The sequence below is a fragment of the Streptomyces sp. BRA346 genome (genome assembly GCF_052851135.1).
This window is the reverse complement of the sequence record NZ_JAIWIH010000023.1, coordinates 176,011-191,967: the sequence shown is the minus strand read 5'-3', so window position 1 is coordinate 191,967 and position 15,957 is coordinate 176,011. Positions and strand designations below refer to the sequence as shown.

The window sequence follows — 15,957 nt, the reverse complement described above, 5'->3', positions numbered from 1 at the left end:
GGGAAACCGGGGCATGGCAGGACTCCTATTCTGCCCCCGCATAACCCACCGGATACGAGCCCTCTGGCTCGGCCCGAAAGGGAGCTGACGTGGGTCAGGTGAGCCTTGAAGACTCACGTGCAAAGAAACCGGAACCGAAGGACAAGTTAGGCGCTGGGGGGAAAGATGGGAACTCAGGCCACGGTCGAGAACCCGAACGCTCCGGTGAACGGACCGGAGGACCAGTCCATCGACTGGCACAGCATCGACTGGGCCAGTTGCGAGGATGAGGTACGGCGACTGAGGCGTAGGATCTTCAGGGCGTCGCAGGAAGGGGACCTCAAGAAGGTCCGCAACCTGCAAAAGCTCATGTTGCGCAGCCGCAGCAACACGCTGGTCAGCGTGAAGCGTGTCGCGCAGCAGAGCGCTGGGCGCAAGACGGCAGGCGTCGATAAGGAAATCGCTCTGACGCCGAAGGCGCGGGGCGAGTTGGCATCCCAGACCCACTGGGCGTCGACTCCTTGGCGGGCAATGCCGGTCAAGCGCGTGTACATTCCGAAGAGCAATGGGAAACAGCGACCACTCGGCATCCCGGTCATCCGTGACCGGGTACTCCAGGCCCGCGTGAAGAACGCGCTGGAACCCGAGTGGGAGGCCCGGTTCGAGGCGAGGTCGTACGGCTTCCGCCCCGGTCGGGGGTGCCACGACGCCATTGAGGCCATCTTCGGCGCGACCGCCCGCAAGGACGCTAAGCGCCTGTGGGTCCTCGACGCGGACCTGGCAGCAGCATTCGACCGCATCAGTCACGACCACCTGCTCGACGCTGTCGGCGAGTTCCCCGGAAGGGAACTCATCCGAGGATGGCTGAAGGCCGGGGTCATGGACTACGGGCGATTCGCTCCTACTGAAGAGGGGACCCCGCAAGGCGGGGTCATCAGTCCCTTGCTGCTGAACATTGCACTGCACGGGATGGAGGAAGCCGCCGGGTGCCGATACCAAAGCGCAGGGAAGGGGAAACCTCCTGTTGCGGCGAAGGGCACTCCCATCCTGATTCGTTACGCGGACGATTTCGTTGCCTTGTGTCATGACGAAAGCGAAGTGGAGCAAGTCAGGAAGGCGCTCGGAAACTGGCTGGCCCCAAGAGGTCTTCGATTCAATGAGGAGAAGACCAGGGTCGTGCACCTCTCGCAGGGGTTCGACTTCCTGGGGTTCAACGTCAGGCGCTACGGGAGCAAGACTCTCGTCAAACCGAGCAAGGACGCGGTCAAGAGGATCCGGGCCAGGATGAAGGCAGAAATCGTGACCCTCAACGGGGCCAACGAACAGGCTGTCGTCCTGAAGCTGACCCCCATCGTGAGAGGGTGGTCGGCTTACTACCGGACGGTGGTGTCCAGCAGGACTTTCGCCTTGCTGGATCATTACGTTTTCAAGCTCACCTACCGGTGGGCGAAACGTCAGCACCCGAAGAAGCCGAAGAATTGGATCGTCAAGAGATACTTCGGCAAGTTCAACAAGTCCAGGAATGACAACTGGGTCTTCGGTGACCGCAGCAGCGGCGCCTACCTGCCCAAGTTCGCCTGGACCGGCATCGTCCGCCACACACTGACCAAGTACCGAGCGTCCCTGGACGACCCGGCGCTGATCGGATATTGGGAGACTCGCCGCCGCAAGAAGACGCCGCCGCCGATGGACAAGGTCAGCCTGTCCCTGGCGTACCGGCAGAAGGGGCTCTGCCCACTCTGCTGTCAGGCGCTCATCCCAGGTGCCGAGTACGAACCGGAGAGCCCACGCGAGTGGATTGCATGGTTCGCCGCCTCCAAGAAGGCGCTGAACAAGCACCATTTCGTCTACCGGCGCGATGGGGGAACGGACGAACGCACGAATCTTCGCCTCGTACACGCCGACTGTCACCGACAGCACCATGCTCATGACGGCAGACGGACCAGACAGCAGGAACCTGCGACGCCCGTAGGGCTTGCTTGAGCCGTGTGCGGTGTGAATCGCATGCACGGTTCTGAGGGGGCCGGGACGCAGCAATGCGTCCCGGCTACCCGACTGTATGTGGAAGACCTCGCGGTGTCCGGTCTCGCGCGGACCCGGCTGGCCAAGTCCGTGCATGACGCCGGATGGTCGGCGTTCGTGAACATGCTGGAATACAAGGCCATCAAGCACGGCCGGTACTTCGGGAAGATCGGACGGTTCGAGCCAACCTCGCAAGTCTGCTCCGAGTGCGGAGTCAAGGACGGCCCCAAACCCCTCCACGTCCGCCAATGGACATGCGCAGGGTGCGGGGCCGTCCACGACCGCGACGACAACGCTTCCCGGAACACCCTGGCCGCCGGACGGGCGGACAGGCCAAACGCCTCGCAGAGCGCAGGTAAGACCAGGGCGAAAGTCCTGGCGCAGCGCGTTGAAGCAGGAAGCCACCCAGACGGTCACCCGACCGTGGCAGGAATTCCCGGACTTCAGGCCGGGGAGCACGTCAATCGTGGGAGCTGATCACGCCGCCGGAGCTGAGCACGATGGAGCTGCCGTTGGCGTCGAGCCCGGCGTCCTTCTTGTTCGCCTCGATCGTGGCGGCCTCGCCCTCGAAGCCGTAGATCTTCGCACGGTAGTGGAGTTCGCCGACCTTCGTGACCTTGGCCGTCCAACCGCCCGCGAGCTTGAAGGTGCCCGGTCCCTGGTGTTCGCCGCCCATCCAGGAGCGGACCTCGCCGCCCGCCGTGAGCACGACGTACATGCCGTTGGCGTCGAGCCCGGCGTCGCCCTCCTTCGCCTCCATCGTGGCCAGTTCGGAGCCATCGTTGACGATCTTGAGGCGGTAGTGCTGTTCGCCGAGCTCGTAGATCTCTGCCGTGCTGCCGTCCACCAGCTTCTGGGTGTGGGACGGCGACGTCGCCTTGCCTGCCTTGGTGTCGACCTTGGCGTCGGAGCCCTGGGCCCCGGCGGAGGCGGACGAGGCGGCGGCTGCGGGCTTCGGGCCGGCGGTGTCCGAGCCCGAGCAGGCGGTCAGGCTGAGGCCGGCGGCGGCGATCAGGGCCGCGGCGGCAACGCGCAGGGTGTGGCGGCGAGTGGTGCGGACGGTGGTGTTGGAGCTCATTTGGGGTCCCCCCGTGGCAGTCGGTGTCGTGGTCTCCTCGGTACGACAACCACTCTGGTCGGGGCCGCTACCGCAAAACTGCCGCCCCGCTAACAGGACTCCCGCCCCTGCTAACTTCCGGCTAACGCGGGTGTGGGCAGTCACGACGACTCCGCCGCCTCCGAGGGCGCAGGATGGCCATGTGGTTCGGTGTCGCCGCCGTCGTCGTACGCGGGCAGGCGCTCGCCCCGGCTCTCGGCGACTCGTAGGACATCGCGTAGCGCCTCGGTCAGCCGGGTGGCCAGGAAGCGCAGTTCCCCGGCGCTCGCCTTTCGGTCGTCGAGTAAAGCGCGCGCATGGGCGAGGAGCTGAGCCCCCATGCTCAGCTGTAGGGCCTCGACTTCGTCGGCCCGTCGGCTCAGAGGGCTATTGCCGTCGCCGGGGGCCAGATAGCACGGCTTGCCGTCCGGGCTGGACCACGGCAGCAGGCGCAGGGCAGTTCCCGCCGGGGTTCCAGGTGACTTGGTGAACACGTCACGGCTCCTTCGATGAAGTTCGGTCCCGTGACGTGACGCCAAGTTCGCTCTGAGTAGCCGATCAATGGCACTTTCGTCTGCGGGGTCGGGGAAGTACCCCCCAGCGTCACAGCGGGACCCCGAGCGCGTCCGCCATGCTCTGCATCTCGGGGGTCATGGTCCTCCGCTTGGCGATGATGTCGCCGAGGATGTCCCGCGCGTAGTGCTGGTTGGGCAGCCATTCCGGGGCATCGGCCCAGACGCCTTGCAGCACCCCGAAGGCATCGGCGTGCCGCCGCTTCATCACGTGAGCCCTGGCCACGTCCAGCAGATGACGGTTTCGGTTGTTCGACGTCGGACGGAGACCTCCGGCGGGGATGCGTGCCGCCAGGCTCAGGACGCGCTCGGGCTCCTCCGCGACCATCGCGTTCTCCGCCCGCTTGAGGGCGACGGTCACAGGGCCGAAAGCTCGGAGGAAGTCCCCGTCGGGGGCGAACTCGCGGCCCATGGCGACGGCGGCCGAGTGGGCGAGCCGCAGAGCGTCCGTAGCGACGTCGGACTCGTTGTCCCGCACCGCGGCGGCGGACGCGCGCAGGAGCAGCCAACCCCAAGCGCTCAGTTCAGCGGGCGTGGCGCGGGACAGGCGCGGCTCCGCGTCGTCTGCCTCGCGCTCGGCCACGGCGCGAGCCTGCGCGAGTTGGCCTTGACGCAGCAGCAGCCAGCAGCGCGTGCTCGCGATGGCGGCACCGTCGAGGCGGTCCGCGGCATCCTCCGCGGCCCGGTCGAGGGCTTTCTCGGCGGCGTCGAACTGGCGCGTCTGCACCATCAGCCACCCGGTGAGCTGCATCAGCCGACCGCGCAGACGTCGACCGCGCGGGTCGAGTTCGGCGAGGGCGTCGACATCGCGCAGCAGCGGGGGGAGAACGGGGCGGAGGTCGGCGAAGCGATCGCCGGAGAAGAACGGAAGGGCGGCCGTGAGGGCCTCGTCGACCCCCTTGAGGGTGGGTTCCTGCCCCGAACCGGCGTGGGGCATCGGGGCGCACAGGGCTTGGCGTACCGGCTCCCAGCGTGCCATCGTCAGGTCGTCCGCGCTGTCCTCGCGGTGCTCGGCGATGAGCCGCGTGGTGGACACCCCCAACGCTGCCGCCAGTTTTCGGGCGGTCTCGAGGCGGGTGTCCTGCTGCTCGCCCTGTTCCAGCTTCCTGATCCACGACAGGGAAACCCCGGACGCCTCCGACAACCCGCGCTGGGTGAGCCGCCGTCGCTTCCGGATTTCGCGCAGTCGCGCGCCGATGTGGTCCTGACCGTTGTCGGGCATACGGAACCCCCTTCTGGCCGTGACACGATGAACGGTACCCCCGGGCAAACCTGCGGAAATCCGGCCTGGTTACCCCGCGGCGGTGCTCGGACTTCGTCCCCATGTCGTGGCCGCCGCTCCGGCCTGTCAAAAATCATGCAAGCATGCTTGATTGTTTCCTGTCGCGCTGCCACGCTCACTCCCGACGCTCCGCACCGCCGCATCACGACCGGGAGTCCCGCGTGTCCGATACGGAAGCCCTGCTCGGCGATCTGCGCGCCGAGAGCGAGGAGTTGGACGGTCTGGTGGCCGGGCTGCCCGCTGAGCAATGGCGTACGCCGACACCGGCCGTCGGGTGGAGCATCGCGCACCAGATCGCCCACCTCGCCTGGACCGACGCGCGGGCGGTGCAGGCGGCCGAGGACCCCGAGGGGTTCGCCGAGGAGGTGCGGAAGGCCTTTGCCGCGCCGGAGCGGTTCGTGGACGAGGGTGCGGAGCGCGGCGCGGCCGAGCCGCCTGCCGTGCTGCTGGAGCGGTGGCGGGAGGGGCGGGAGCGGCTGGTGCGGGTGCTCGCCGCGCAGCCGCCCGGCGCCCGGCTGCCGTGGTACGGGCCGCCGATGAGCGTCATGTCGATGGTGACGGCGCGGCTGATGGAGACCTGGGCGCACGGCCAGGACGTGGCCGACGCGCTGGGCGTGGGCCGCACCCCCACCGCCCGGCTGCGGCACGTGGCCCGCATCGGCGTACGGGCCCGGGGGTACGCCTACGCGGTGCGCGGTCTGGAGCCGCCCGCCGAGGAGTTCCGCGTCGAACTCACCGCACCGGGTGGCGAGGTGTGGACGTACGGCCCCGAGGACGCGGCCCAACGCGTCACGGGCCCCGCGCTCGACTTCTGCCTGCTGGTCACGCAACGCGCCCACCGCGACGACCTGGCCGTACGGGCCGAGGGCCCCGACGCGGACCACTGGCTGGACATCGCCCAGGCCTTCGCGGGCCCCCCGGGGCAAGGGCGACGGCCGGGCGGAGGTGCGGCTGGTGGACCGGCTGTGCCCGGCACGGCCGCCCCGCCCGCTGGCGGAGCCCGCCCTGCCGGTACGGCACCCGCCGACGAGCACGCACCCGGTCAACCGGCCGCGCCCGGCGGTGACGCTACGTCCGGCGGAGGCCCCGCGCCCACCGGGGGCACCCCGCCCGGCGGTGACGCATTCACGGGTGGCCCCGCGCCCACCGGGGGTGTCGCGTCCGCAAGCGGCCCCGCACCCGGTGGGGGCGCGCCCACCGGCGGCCCCGCGTTCGGCGACGGCACCCCGCCCGGTGGCGGTACCGCACCTGCCCGAGGTGCCATGCCCGGCGGGGGCGTCACCGACGGCACCGCACCCACCCGGGGCACCGCGCCCACCGACGGCCCCGCACCCGGCGGGGGTGCCGCGTGACCATCACCGGACCCAACGCGCCGGAACCCCTCCGCATCGGCAACGCCTCCGGGTTCTACGGGGACCGCTTCGACGCGCTGCGCGAGATGCTCACCGACGGGCCGCTCGATGTCCTGACCGGGGACTATCTCGCCGAGTTGACCATGCTGATCCTCGGGCGGGACCGGGCCAAGGATCCCTCCCGCGGTTACGCCGCCACCTTCCTCCGTCAGCTGGAGGACACCCTCGGGCTCGCCGTCGAGCGGGGCGTGCGGATCGTCGCCAACGCGGGTGGGCTGAATCCGGGCGGGTTGGCCGACGCCATCCGGGGGCTCGCGGAGCGGCTCGGGATCGGGTGCCGGGTCGCGCACGTGGAGGGCGACGATCTGCTGGGGGCGCGGGACTGGGGGCCGGGGGTGGTCAGCGCCAACGCGTACCTCGGGGGCGGCGGGATCGCCGCGTGTCTACGAGGCGGGGCGGACGTCGTGGTCACCGGGCGGGTCACCGACGCCGCGCTCGTCACCGGGCCCGCCGCCGCGCACTTCGGGTGGGCGGCGGACGACTGGGACGCGCTGGCCGGGGCCGTGGTCGCCGGGCATGTGCTGGAGTGCGGGACGCAGGCGACCGGCGGGAACTACGCGTTCTTCACCGAGATCGACGACCTGCGCCGCCCCGGCTTCCCGCTCGCCGAGATCCACCCGGACGGGTCGGCCGTCATCACCAAGCACCCGGGTACCGGCGGTGCCGTCACCGTCGGCACCGTCACGGCCCAGCTGCTGTACGAGACGGCGGGCGCCCGCTACCCCGGGCCGGACGTGACGGCCCGGCTGGACTCCGTACGGCTCACCCAGGACGGCACCGACCGGGTGAGGATCCACGGCGTACGGGGCGAGGCGCCGCCGCCGACCCTGAAGGCCGGGCTGACGCGGCTCGGCGGGTACCGCAACGAAATCGTCTTCGTCCTCACCGGGCTCGACATCGATGCCAAGGCCGCCCTCGTACGGGACCAGATGGAGGCGGCCCTCGCCAAGCGCCGCCCCGCCGAGGTCCGCTGGACGCTGGCCCGCACCGACCGCCCCGACGCGGACGTGCAGGAGGAGGCGAGCGCGCTGCTGCGGCTCGTCGTCCGGGACCGCGACCCGGACACCGTGGGGCGGGCGGTCAGCGGCGCGGCCGTGGAACTGGCCCTCGCCAGCCTGCCCGGCTTCCACGTCACCGCCCCGCCCGGCAAGGCCGCCCCGTACGGGGTGTTCGAGGCGGCGTACGTCCCGCACGACGCAGTTCCGCACATCGCCGTCCTGCCGGACGGCACGCGGACCGCGATCGCCCCGGCTCCGGACACCCGGCACCTCATGCCCGTCGACGAGCCCCCGCTGCCGCAGCCGATCAGCGGCCCCACGCGCCGGGCGCCCCTCGGCGCGGTCGCCGGGGCCCGCAGCGGCGACAAGGGCGGGAGCGCCAACATCGGCGTGTGGGTGCGTACCGACGACGCCTGGCGCTGGCTGGTCCACACCCTCACCCCCGCCCGGCTCCGCGAACTCCTCCCGGAGACCGCCGATCTGCCGATCACCCGCCACCAACTCCCGCGTCTGCGCGCCCTCAACTTCACCGTCGACGGCCTGCTCGGCGAGGGCGTCGCGGCGCAGGCCCGCTTCGACCCGCAGGCCAAGGCGGTCGGCGAATGGCTGCGCTCGCGCCACCTCGACATACCGGAGGTACTGCTTTGACCGTGCTCGCGTCCGCGCTCGACCCCGCAGGCGCCGACTACACGGCCCATCGCGAGGCGATGCTCGCCAAGCTGACCGAACTGGAGGCGGAACACGCCAAGGCGCTCGCGGGCGGCGGCGAGAAGTACGTCGAGCGCCACCGCAAGCGCGGGAAGCTCCTCGTCCGGGAGCGCATCGAACTCCTCCTGGACCCCGATACGCCCTTCCTGGAGCTGTCCCCGCTCGCCGCCTGGGGCAGCGACTACCCGGTCGGCGCCTCGGTCGTCACCGGCATCGGCGTGATCTCCGGCGTCGAGTGCCTGATCAGCGCCAACGATCCGACCGTGCGGGGCGGTGCCAGCAATCCGTGGACGCTGAAGAAGATCCTGCGCGCGCATGAGATCGCCCGCGTCAACCGCCTCCCGGTCGTCAGCCTCGTCGAGTCCGGCGGCGCCGATCTCCCCTCCCAGAAGGAGATCTTCATCCCCGGCGGCGCCCTCTTCCGGGACCTCACCCGGCTGTCGGCCGACGGCATCCCCACCGTCGCCGTGGTCTTCGGCAACTCCACCGCCGGAGGCGCGTACATCCCGGGGATGTCCGACCACGTGATCATGGTCAAGGAGCGGTCCAAGGTCTTCCTGGGCGGTCCGCCGCTGGTCAAGATGGCCACCGGCGAGGAGAGCGACGACGAATCCCTCGGCGGCGCCGACATGCACGCCCGCACCTCCGGGCTCGCCGACTACTTCGCCACCGACGAGCCCGACGCCCTCCACCAGGCGCGCCGCGTCGTCGCCCGCCTCAACTGGCGCAAGGCCCACCCCGACCCGGGCCCGGCCGAGCCGCCGAAGTACGACGCCGACGAGCTGCTCGGCATCGTCCCCGGCGACCTCAAGGTGCCCTTCGACCCCCGGGAGGTCATCGCCCGCATCGTCGACGGCTCCGACTTCGACGAGTTCAAGCCGCTGTACGGGGCCAGCCTCGCCACCGGCTGGGCCACCCTCCACGGCTATCCCGTCGGCATCCTGGCCAACGCCCAGGGGGTGCTGTTCAGCGAGGAGTCGCAGAAGGCCGCGCAGTTCATCCAGCTCGCCAACCAGCGCGACATCCCCCTCCTCTTCCTCCACAACACCACCGGCTACATGGTCGGCCGCGCCTACGAACAGGGCGGGATCATCAAGCACGGCGCCATGATGATCAACGCGGTTTCCAACTCCCGCGTCCCCCACCTCTCCGTCCTCATCGGCGCCTCCTACGGCGCGGGCCACTACGGCATGTGCGGCCGCGCGTACGACCCGCGCTTCCTCTTCGCCTGGCCCAGCGCCAAGTCCGCCGTCATGGGCCCGCAGCAGCTCGCCGGGGTGCTGTCGATCGTCGCCCGCCAGTCCGCCGCCGCCAAGGGGCAGCCGTACGACGACGACGGCGACGCCGCCCTGCGCGCCATGGTCGAGCAGCAGATCGAGTCCGAGTCGCTGCCGCACTTCCTCTCCGGGCGGCTGTACGACGACGGCGTCATCGACCCGCGCGACACCCGCACCGTCCTCGGCCTCTGTCTCTCCGCCGTCCACACCGCGCCCGTCGAGGGGGCGCGCGGTGGCTTCGGCGTCTTCCGGATGTGAGGAAAACCCCGCCGTGATGTCCGTGATCCGAACCCTCCTCATCGCCAACCGCGGCGAGATCGCCCGCCGCGTCATCCGCAGTTGCCGGGAACTCGGCATCGCCACCGTCGCCGTCCACTCCGACGCGGACGCCGACGCCCCGCACGTCCGGGAGGCCGACACGGCCGTACGGCTGCCGGGTGACGCCCCCGCCGACACCTACCTCCGCGGCGACGTGCTGACCAAGGCCGCCCTGGCGGCGGGCGCCGACGCCGTCCACCCCGGCTACGGCTTCCTCTCCGAGGACGCCGCCTTCGCCCAGGCCGTACGCGACGCGGGGCTGCTGTGGGTCGGGCCGCCGCCCGCGGCGATGCAGGCCATGGCCTCCAAGACCCGCGCCAAACGGCTCCTGCGCGACGCGGGCGTCCCCCTCCTCGACTCCCTCGACCCCGACCGGGTCGCCGCGGACGACCTGCCCGTCCTCATCAAGGCCGCGGCGGGCGGCGGCGGCCGCGGCATGCGCGTCGTCCGCGAGGCGCCCGCGCTCGCCGCCGAACTGACCTCCGCCCGCGCGGAGGCGGCGTCCGCCTTCGGGGACGGCGAGGTGTTCGTCGAGCCGTACGTCGAGGGCGCCCGCCACGTCGAGGTCCAGGTGCTGGCCGACACCCACGGCACCGTCTGGTCCCTCGGCACCCGCGACTGCTCCCTCCAGCGCCGCCACCAGAAGGTCGTCGAAGAGGCCCCGGCCCCGGGCCTCGGCCACGAACTGCGCGGCCTGCTGGAGGAGTCGGCGGTGAACGCGGCCCGGGCCATCGGGTACGAGGGCGCGGGCACCGTCGAGTTCCTGGTCTCGTCGGCGGGCCGGGCGTACTTCCTGGAGATGAACACCCGCCTCCAGGTCGAGCACCCGGTGACGGAGGAGGTGTACGGGCTGGACCTGGTGGCCCTCCAACTGCGGGTGGCCGAGGGCCGACCCCTGGACCCCGAGCCCCCCTCCCCGCGCGGCCACGCGGTCGAGGCGCGGCTGTACGCGGAGGACCCGGGGCGGGGATGGCAGCCGCAGGCGGGCGTGATGCGGCGGCTGGACCTCCCCGGACTGCGCGTCGACTCCGGCATCGCGGACGGGGACGTGATCGGCGTCCACTACGACCCCCTGCTGGCCAAGGTCATCGCCTGGGCGCCCACCCGCGCCGAGGCGCTGCGGCGGCTGGCCCACGGGCTGGAGCGCGCCCGGATCCACGGCCCGGTCACCAACCGCGACCTGCTGGTACGGGCCCTGCGGCACCCGGAGTTCGAGGCCGGACGCATGGACACCGGTTTCCTCGAACGCCACCTCGACGCCCTCACCGAGGACGACGGGGAGGGCCTGGCCCCGGCCGCCCTCGCCGCCGCGCTGGCCGACGCATCGGATCGGCCCGCGACGGTGGCGGGGCGGCTCGGGGGCTGGCGGAACGTGCCGTCCCAGCCGCAGATCAAGACGTACCGCGCAGCGGACGGCACCGAGCACGAGGTCCGCTACCGGCTCACCCGCGACGGCCTCGTCGCGGAGGGCTTCCCGGACCTCCGGCTGCTCCGGGCGACGCCGCACCATGTCGTCCTCGAAGTCGACGGCATCAGGCGGAAGTTCGACGTTTCACGCCACGACGACCGCATATACGTCGACGCGCCCCTCGGATCGCACACCCTCACCCCCCTGTCCCGCTTCCCCGACCCCACCGCCCGCACCGCGCCGGGCTCCCTGCTGGCCCCCATGCCCGGCACGGTGGTGCGGATCGCCGACGTCGCCGTGGGCGACCCCGTGGAGGCGGGCCGACCGCTGCTGTGGCTGGAGGCGATGAAGATGGAGCACCGCGTCACGGCCCCCACCGCCGGGGTGCTCACCGCGCTGCACGCCGCCGAGGGCCGTCAGGTCGAGGTCGGCGCGCTGCTCGCGGTCGTCACGCCCCACGACGAAACAGGTGCGCACGACGAAACAGCCGCGCACGACGAAACAGCCGCGCACGACGAAACAGCCGCGCACGACGAAACAGCCACCAAAGCCGAGGCAGCCACCCCGCACCAGCCATCCCCCCAGGACGACGGACGGAGCCGCACATGAGCCAGGCCCGGGCGCACACGCCCATCGACACCCCGGAACAGGCCGACCTCCGCGCCGCGGTCGCGTCCTTCGGCCGGGACAACCTCGACACCGCCACCCGCGACCTCTGGGCTGAGGCGGGCAAGCTCGGCTACCTCGGCGTCAACCTCCCCGAGGCGTACGGCGGCGGTGGGGGCGGCATAGCCGAGTTGTCCATCGTGCTCGAAGAGCTGGGCGCGGCGGGCTGTCCGCTGCTGATGCTCGTCGTGTCGCCCGCGATCTGCGGCACGGTGATCGCCCGGTACGGCACGGACGCGCAGAAGTCCCGCTGGCTGCCGGGGTTGGCGGACGGCAGCGTGACGATGGCGTTCGGCATCACGGAGCCGGACGCCGGATCGAACTCGCACCGCATCACCACCACCGCGCGCCGCGAGGGCACGGAGTGGGTGCTCACCGGCCGCAAGGTCTTCATCTCCGGCGTGGACATCGCCGACGCGACCCTGATCGTGGGCCGCACGGAGGACGCGCGTACGGGGAAGCTCAAGCCCTGCCTGTTCATCGTCCCGGGCGGCACCCCCGGCTTCTCGTACCACCACATCCCCATGGAACTGGCCGCGAACGAGAAGCAGTTCGAGGTCGTCATGGACGACGTACGGCTCCCGGCGGACGCGCTGGTGGGGGACGAGGACGCGGGTCTTGCGCAGCTGTTCGCGGGGCTCAACCCTGAGCGCATCATGACGGCGGCGTTCGCCCTCGGGATGGGCCGTCACGCGCTGGCGAAGGCGGTGGACTACGCGCGCACCCGCCAGGTGTGGAAGGAGCCGATCGGCGCGCACCAGGCGATCGCACACCCCCTCGCCCAGGCGCACATCGAGGTGGAGCTGGCCCGGCTGATGATGGCGAAGGCGGCGTACCTGTACGACGCGGGGGAGGACGCGGCCGCGGGGGAGGCGGCCAACATGGCGAAGTACGCGGCCGGGGAGGCGGCCGTGAAGGCGGTGGACCAGGCGGTGCACACGCTGGGCGGGAACGGCCTGACGGAGGAATACGGGCTGGCGAAGCTGATCACGGCGGCGCGGGTGGCGCGGATCGCGCCGGTCAGCCGGGAGATGATCCTCAACTTTGTCTCGCATCAGACGCTGGGGCTGCCGAAGTCGTACTGACGGTCGTACCGACGCGACGAGCGGGGCAGAACGGACGGGAAGGCGCACAGGCAAGGCAACTGGCAGGCACAGTGACCCGAGGGGAGCGGCCATGGCGCTGCGCAGCGAGTTTCCCGATGTCCCGCCCGTCGATCTGCCCATTCACGACGCGGTGCTGGGCCGCGCGGCGAAGGAGTTCGGGGACCGTACGGCGCTGATCGACGGCGTGACGGGGGAGAGCGTCGGCTACGCGGCGCTGGACCACGCCTCGCGCCGGATCGCCGCGGAGCTGGCGGCGGCGGGGGTGCACAAGGGGGAGGTGGTGGCGCTGCACAGCCCCAACTCGCTGATGTATCCCATGGCGTTCTACGGGGTGACGCGCACGGGCGCGGCGGTCACCACGGTGCATCCCCTGTCGACGGCCGAGGAGTTCGCCCAGCAGCTGCGGGACGCGGCGGCGACGTGGATCGTGACGGTATCGCCGCTGCTGGGAGTGGCGCGGCAGGCGGCGGAGCAGGCGGGCGGGGTGCGGGAGATCTTCGTGTGCGACGAGGCGGGCGGGCATCGTTCGCTGCGCGACATGCTGGAGGGCACGGCGCCGGAGCCGGCGGTGGAGATCGACCCGGCGGAGGACGTGGCGGTGCTGCCGTACTCGTCGGGGACGACGGGCAGCCCGAAGGGCGTGATGCTGACGCACCGCAGCGTCGCGACCAATCTGGCGCAGGTCGAGGCGCTGGTCCCGGCGCGGCCGGGCGAACGGGTGCTCGCGGTGCTGCCGTTCTTCCACGCGTACGGGCTGACGGCGCTCATGAACGCCCCGCTGCGGGCCGGTGCCACGGTGATCGTGCTGCCGCGCTTCGATCTGGACCAGTTTCTGACCGCGATCGAGCGGTACGAGGCGCAGGCGCTGTACGTGGCGCCGCCGATCGTGCTGGCGCTCGCCAAGCACCCGGCGGTGGCGGAGCACGACCTGTCGTCGGTGCGGTACGTGCTGAGCGCGGCGGCGCCGCTGGACACGCGGCTGGCGGAGGCGTGCGCGCGGCGGCTGGGCGTACCGCCGCTGCTCCAGGGGTTCGGGATGACGGAGCTGTCACCGTGCTGCCATCTGGTGCCCCGGGAGGCGGAGGGCGTTCCGCCGGGGACGGTGGGGAAGCTGCTGCCGAGCACCGAGATGCGCATCGTGGGGAGGGACGGCGGCTCTCGTGACGGCCGGGATGTGGGGCCCGGCGAGGACGGGGAGATCCTGATCCGGGGCCCGCAGGTGATGAAGGGCTACCTGGGGCGGCCCGACGACACGGCGGCCATGGTCGACGCGGACGGCTGGCTGCACACCGGCGACATCGGCCATGTGGACGCGGACGGCTGGCTGTTCGTGGTGGACCGGCTGAAGGAGCTGATCAAGTACAAGGGCTACCAGGTCGCCCCGGCCGATCTGGAGGCCGTGCTGATCGCGCACGAGGCCGTCGCCGACGCCGCCGTGATCGGCGTGACGGACGGGGACGGCAACGAGATCCCGAAGGCGTACGTGGTGCGCGGGCCCGGTGCCCGGATCTCGGAGGACGAGCTGATCGCGTACGTTGCCGGGCAGGTGGCCCCGTACAAGAAGGTCCGCCGCGTGGAGTTCACGGAGAGCGTGCCGCGCTCGGCCGCCGGGAAGATCCTGCGCCGCGAACTGCGCGCCAGGGAGAGGAGTTCGACCACCCCATGACCGACAACCACGCCGACGCTCCCTTGGTGCGCTCGTCCGACGACCACGGCATCAGGACGCTCACGCTGGACTCGCCGCACAACCGCAACGCCCTCTCCGCCCGCCTGGTCGCCGAGCTGCGCGCCGGGCTGGCGGCGGCCGAGGCGGACCCGGAGGTCCGGGCGGTGCTGCTCGCGCACACCGGCAACACGTTCTGCGCGGGCGCGGATCTGCGCGAACCCCCGGCCGTGTCGGGCGCGCAGGGGCTGGTCGCGCTGTTGCGCGCCCTCGTGGAGCTGCCCAAGCCGGTGGTCGCGCGGGTCACCGGGCATGTGCGGGCCGGTGGTCTCGGGCTGCTCGGGGCGTGCGACATCTCGGCGGCGGGGCGGGGCGCGAGCTTCGCGTTCACCGAGGCGCGGCTCGGGCTGGCCCCGGCGGTCATATCGATGCCGCTGCTGCCCCGCCTGGACGCCCGCGCGGCGGCCCGCTACTACCTCACGGGGGAACGGTTCGACGCCGCCGAGGCGGCCCGGATCGGCCTGGTGACGGTGGCGGACCCGGAGGGCGAAGCGGACGGGGTGCTCGCGCCCGTACTGGACGGGCTGCGCCGCGGTTCCCCGCAGGGCCTGGCGGAGTCCAAGCGGCTGGTGACGGCCGAGGTGCGGCGGGCGTTCGACCGGGACGGGGAGGGGCTCGCGGAGCTGTCGGCGCGGCTGTTCGCGTCGGCGGAGGCACGGGAGGGGATGACGGCGTTCCGGGAGCGGCGGGATCCGGCGTGGGTGACGGGGGCCGGGAAGTGAGCCCGGGTACCCGTACGCCTCCGCGCGACCCCAAGCAGGACCGCAGCCGCGCGACCCGGCAGCGGCTGCTGGAGGCCGCCGTGGCGTGCCTGGCCGAGTACGGCTGGGCGGGGTCGACGGTGTCGGTGGTCGCGGAGCGCGCCGGGGTGTCCCGGGGCGCGGCCCAGCATCACTTCCCGACCCGGGAGGACCTGTTCACGGCCGCGGTCGAGCACGTCGCGGACCAGCGTTCGGCGGAGCTGCGGACCCTCGCCCCGGCGGGCGAGGGCACGGCCCGCACCCACGCGGTCGTCACCGAGCTGGTCGACCTGTACACCGGCCCGCTGTTCCGGGCCGCGCTCCAGCTGTGGGTCGCGGCGTCGTACGAACCCCAGCTGGGCGCCCGGGTGACCGTCCTGGAGTCCCGCATCGGCCGCGAGACGCACCGCATGGCGGTGGAGCTGCTGGGCGCCGACGAGACGGTGCCGGGGGTCCGGGAGGCCATTCAGGGGTTCCTCGACATGGGCCGCGGCCTGGGCCTGGCCAATCTGCTGACGGACGACAGCGCGCGCCGGGAGCGGGTGGTGGCGCAGTGGGCGCGGATCCTGGACGGGGCGCTGGGCGCGGACGGCGGGTAGGGAGCGGGGGCGGCCCAGGTAGGGAGCGGGGGCGGCCCGCCCCCGCTCGCG

At 71.9% G+C, this 15,957-nt stretch carries 11 protein-coding genes and 2 pseudogenes; 10 read left to right on the top strand and 3 right to left on the bottom strand.

Annotated elements, in window-relative coordinates; genetic code table 11:
• The first annotated feature begins 165 nt into the window (after positions 1–165).
• Both ltrA and LCH29_RS26635 read left to right on the top strand, forming a co-directional pair.
• Positions 166–1,962, top strand: a complete 1,797-nt coding sequence (gene ltrA / locus LCH29_RS26640) for a group II intron reverse transcriptase/maturase (protein WP_446464243.1) — start codon at positions 166–168, stop codon at positions 1,960–1,962.
• A 72-nt stretch (positions 1,963–2,034) separates the two neighbouring features.
• Positions 2,035–2,478, top strand: a pseudogene (locus tag LCH29_RS26635) (RNA-guided endonuclease InsQ/TnpB family protein); the annotation flags it as partial.
• Here the strand turns inward: LCH29_RS26635 and LCH29_RS26630 are convergent.
• The 3 genes from LCH29_RS26630 to LCH29_RS26620 form a co-directional block, all read right to left on the bottom strand.
• Positions 2,462–3,079: a hypothetical protein gene (locus LCH29_RS26630; protein WP_446464242.1), complete on the bottom strand. Its 618-nt coding sequence runs from the start codon at positions 3,077–3,079 to the stop codon at positions 2,462–2,464. The pseudogene LCH29_RS26635 and the gene LCH29_RS26630 overlap by 17 nt on opposite strands.
• A gap of 140 nt (positions 3,080–3,219) precedes the next feature.
• Positions 3,220–3,591 carry a hypothetical protein gene (locus tag LCH29_RS26625; RefSeq protein WP_446464241.1) on the bottom strand — a complete coding sequence of 124 codons (372 nt, stop codon included), beginning with the start codon at positions 3,589–3,591 and terminating at the stop codon, positions 3,220–3,222.
• Between the two features lie 109 nt (positions 3,592–3,700).
• The gene (locus LCH29_RS26620; protein ID WP_446464240.1) at positions 3,701–4,891 is read right to left on the bottom strand and encodes a helix-turn-helix domain-containing protein; all 1,191 of its coding nucleotides are present in this window, start codon (positions 4,889–4,891) and stop codon (positions 3,701–3,703) included.
• Between the two features lie 221 nt (positions 4,892–5,112).
• Between LCH29_RS26620 and LCH29_RS26615 the strand changes: the two are divergent.
• The 8 genes and pseudogenes from LCH29_RS26615 to LCH29_RS26580 all read left to right on the top strand — a co-directional run.
• Positions 5,113–5,910: pseudogene (locus LCH29_RS26615) on the top strand (TIGR03084 family metal-binding protein); the annotation flags it as partial.
• Between the two features lie 395 nt (positions 5,911–6,305).
• A complete protein-coding gene (locus tag LCH29_RS26610) occupies positions 6,306–8,009 on the top strand; it encodes an acyclic terpene utilization AtuA family protein (protein WP_446464260.1) in 1,704 nt (567 codons plus the stop codon).
• Positions 8,006–9,604: an acyl-CoA carboxylase subunit beta gene (locus LCH29_RS26605; RefSeq protein WP_446464239.1), complete on the top strand. Its 1,599-nt coding sequence runs from the start codon at positions 8,006–8,008 to the stop codon at positions 9,602–9,604. The genes LCH29_RS26610 and LCH29_RS26605 overlap by 4 nt, the downstream gene beginning before the upstream one ends.
• Before the next feature lie 16 nt (positions 9,605–9,620).
• A complete protein-coding gene (locus tag LCH29_RS26600; protein ID WP_446464238.1) occupies positions 9,621–11,681 on the top strand; it encodes an acetyl/propionyl/methylcrotonyl-CoA carboxylase subunit alpha in 2,061 nt (686 codons plus the stop codon).
• Positions 11,678–12,823: an acyl-CoA dehydrogenase family protein gene (locus tag LCH29_RS26595; protein ID WP_446464237.1), complete on the top strand. Its 1,146-nt coding sequence runs from the start codon at positions 11,678–11,680 to the stop codon at positions 12,821–12,823. The genes LCH29_RS26600 and LCH29_RS26595 overlap by 4 nt, the downstream gene beginning before the upstream one ends.
• A 91-nt stretch (positions 12,824–12,914) precedes the next feature.
• Complete coding sequence (locus LCH29_RS26590) at positions 12,915–14,510, top strand: 4-coumarate--CoA ligase family protein (protein ID WP_446464236.1); 1,596 nt, start codon at positions 12,915–12,917, stop codon at positions 14,508–14,510.
• Entirely contained in the window at positions 14,507–15,289 is a 783-nt protein-coding gene (locus tag LCH29_RS26585; RefSeq protein ID WP_446464235.1) for an enoyl-CoA hydratase family protein, read from the top strand. Before LCH29_RS26590 ends, LCH29_RS26585 begins: the two co-directional genes overlap by 4 nt.
• Complete coding sequence (locus LCH29_RS26580; protein ID WP_446464234.1) at positions 15,286–15,906, top strand: TetR/AcrR family transcriptional regulator; 621 nt, start codon at positions 15,286–15,288, stop codon at positions 15,904–15,906. Before LCH29_RS26585 ends, LCH29_RS26580 begins: the two co-directional genes overlap by 4 nt.
• Positions 15,907–15,957 lie beyond the last annotated feature (51 nt).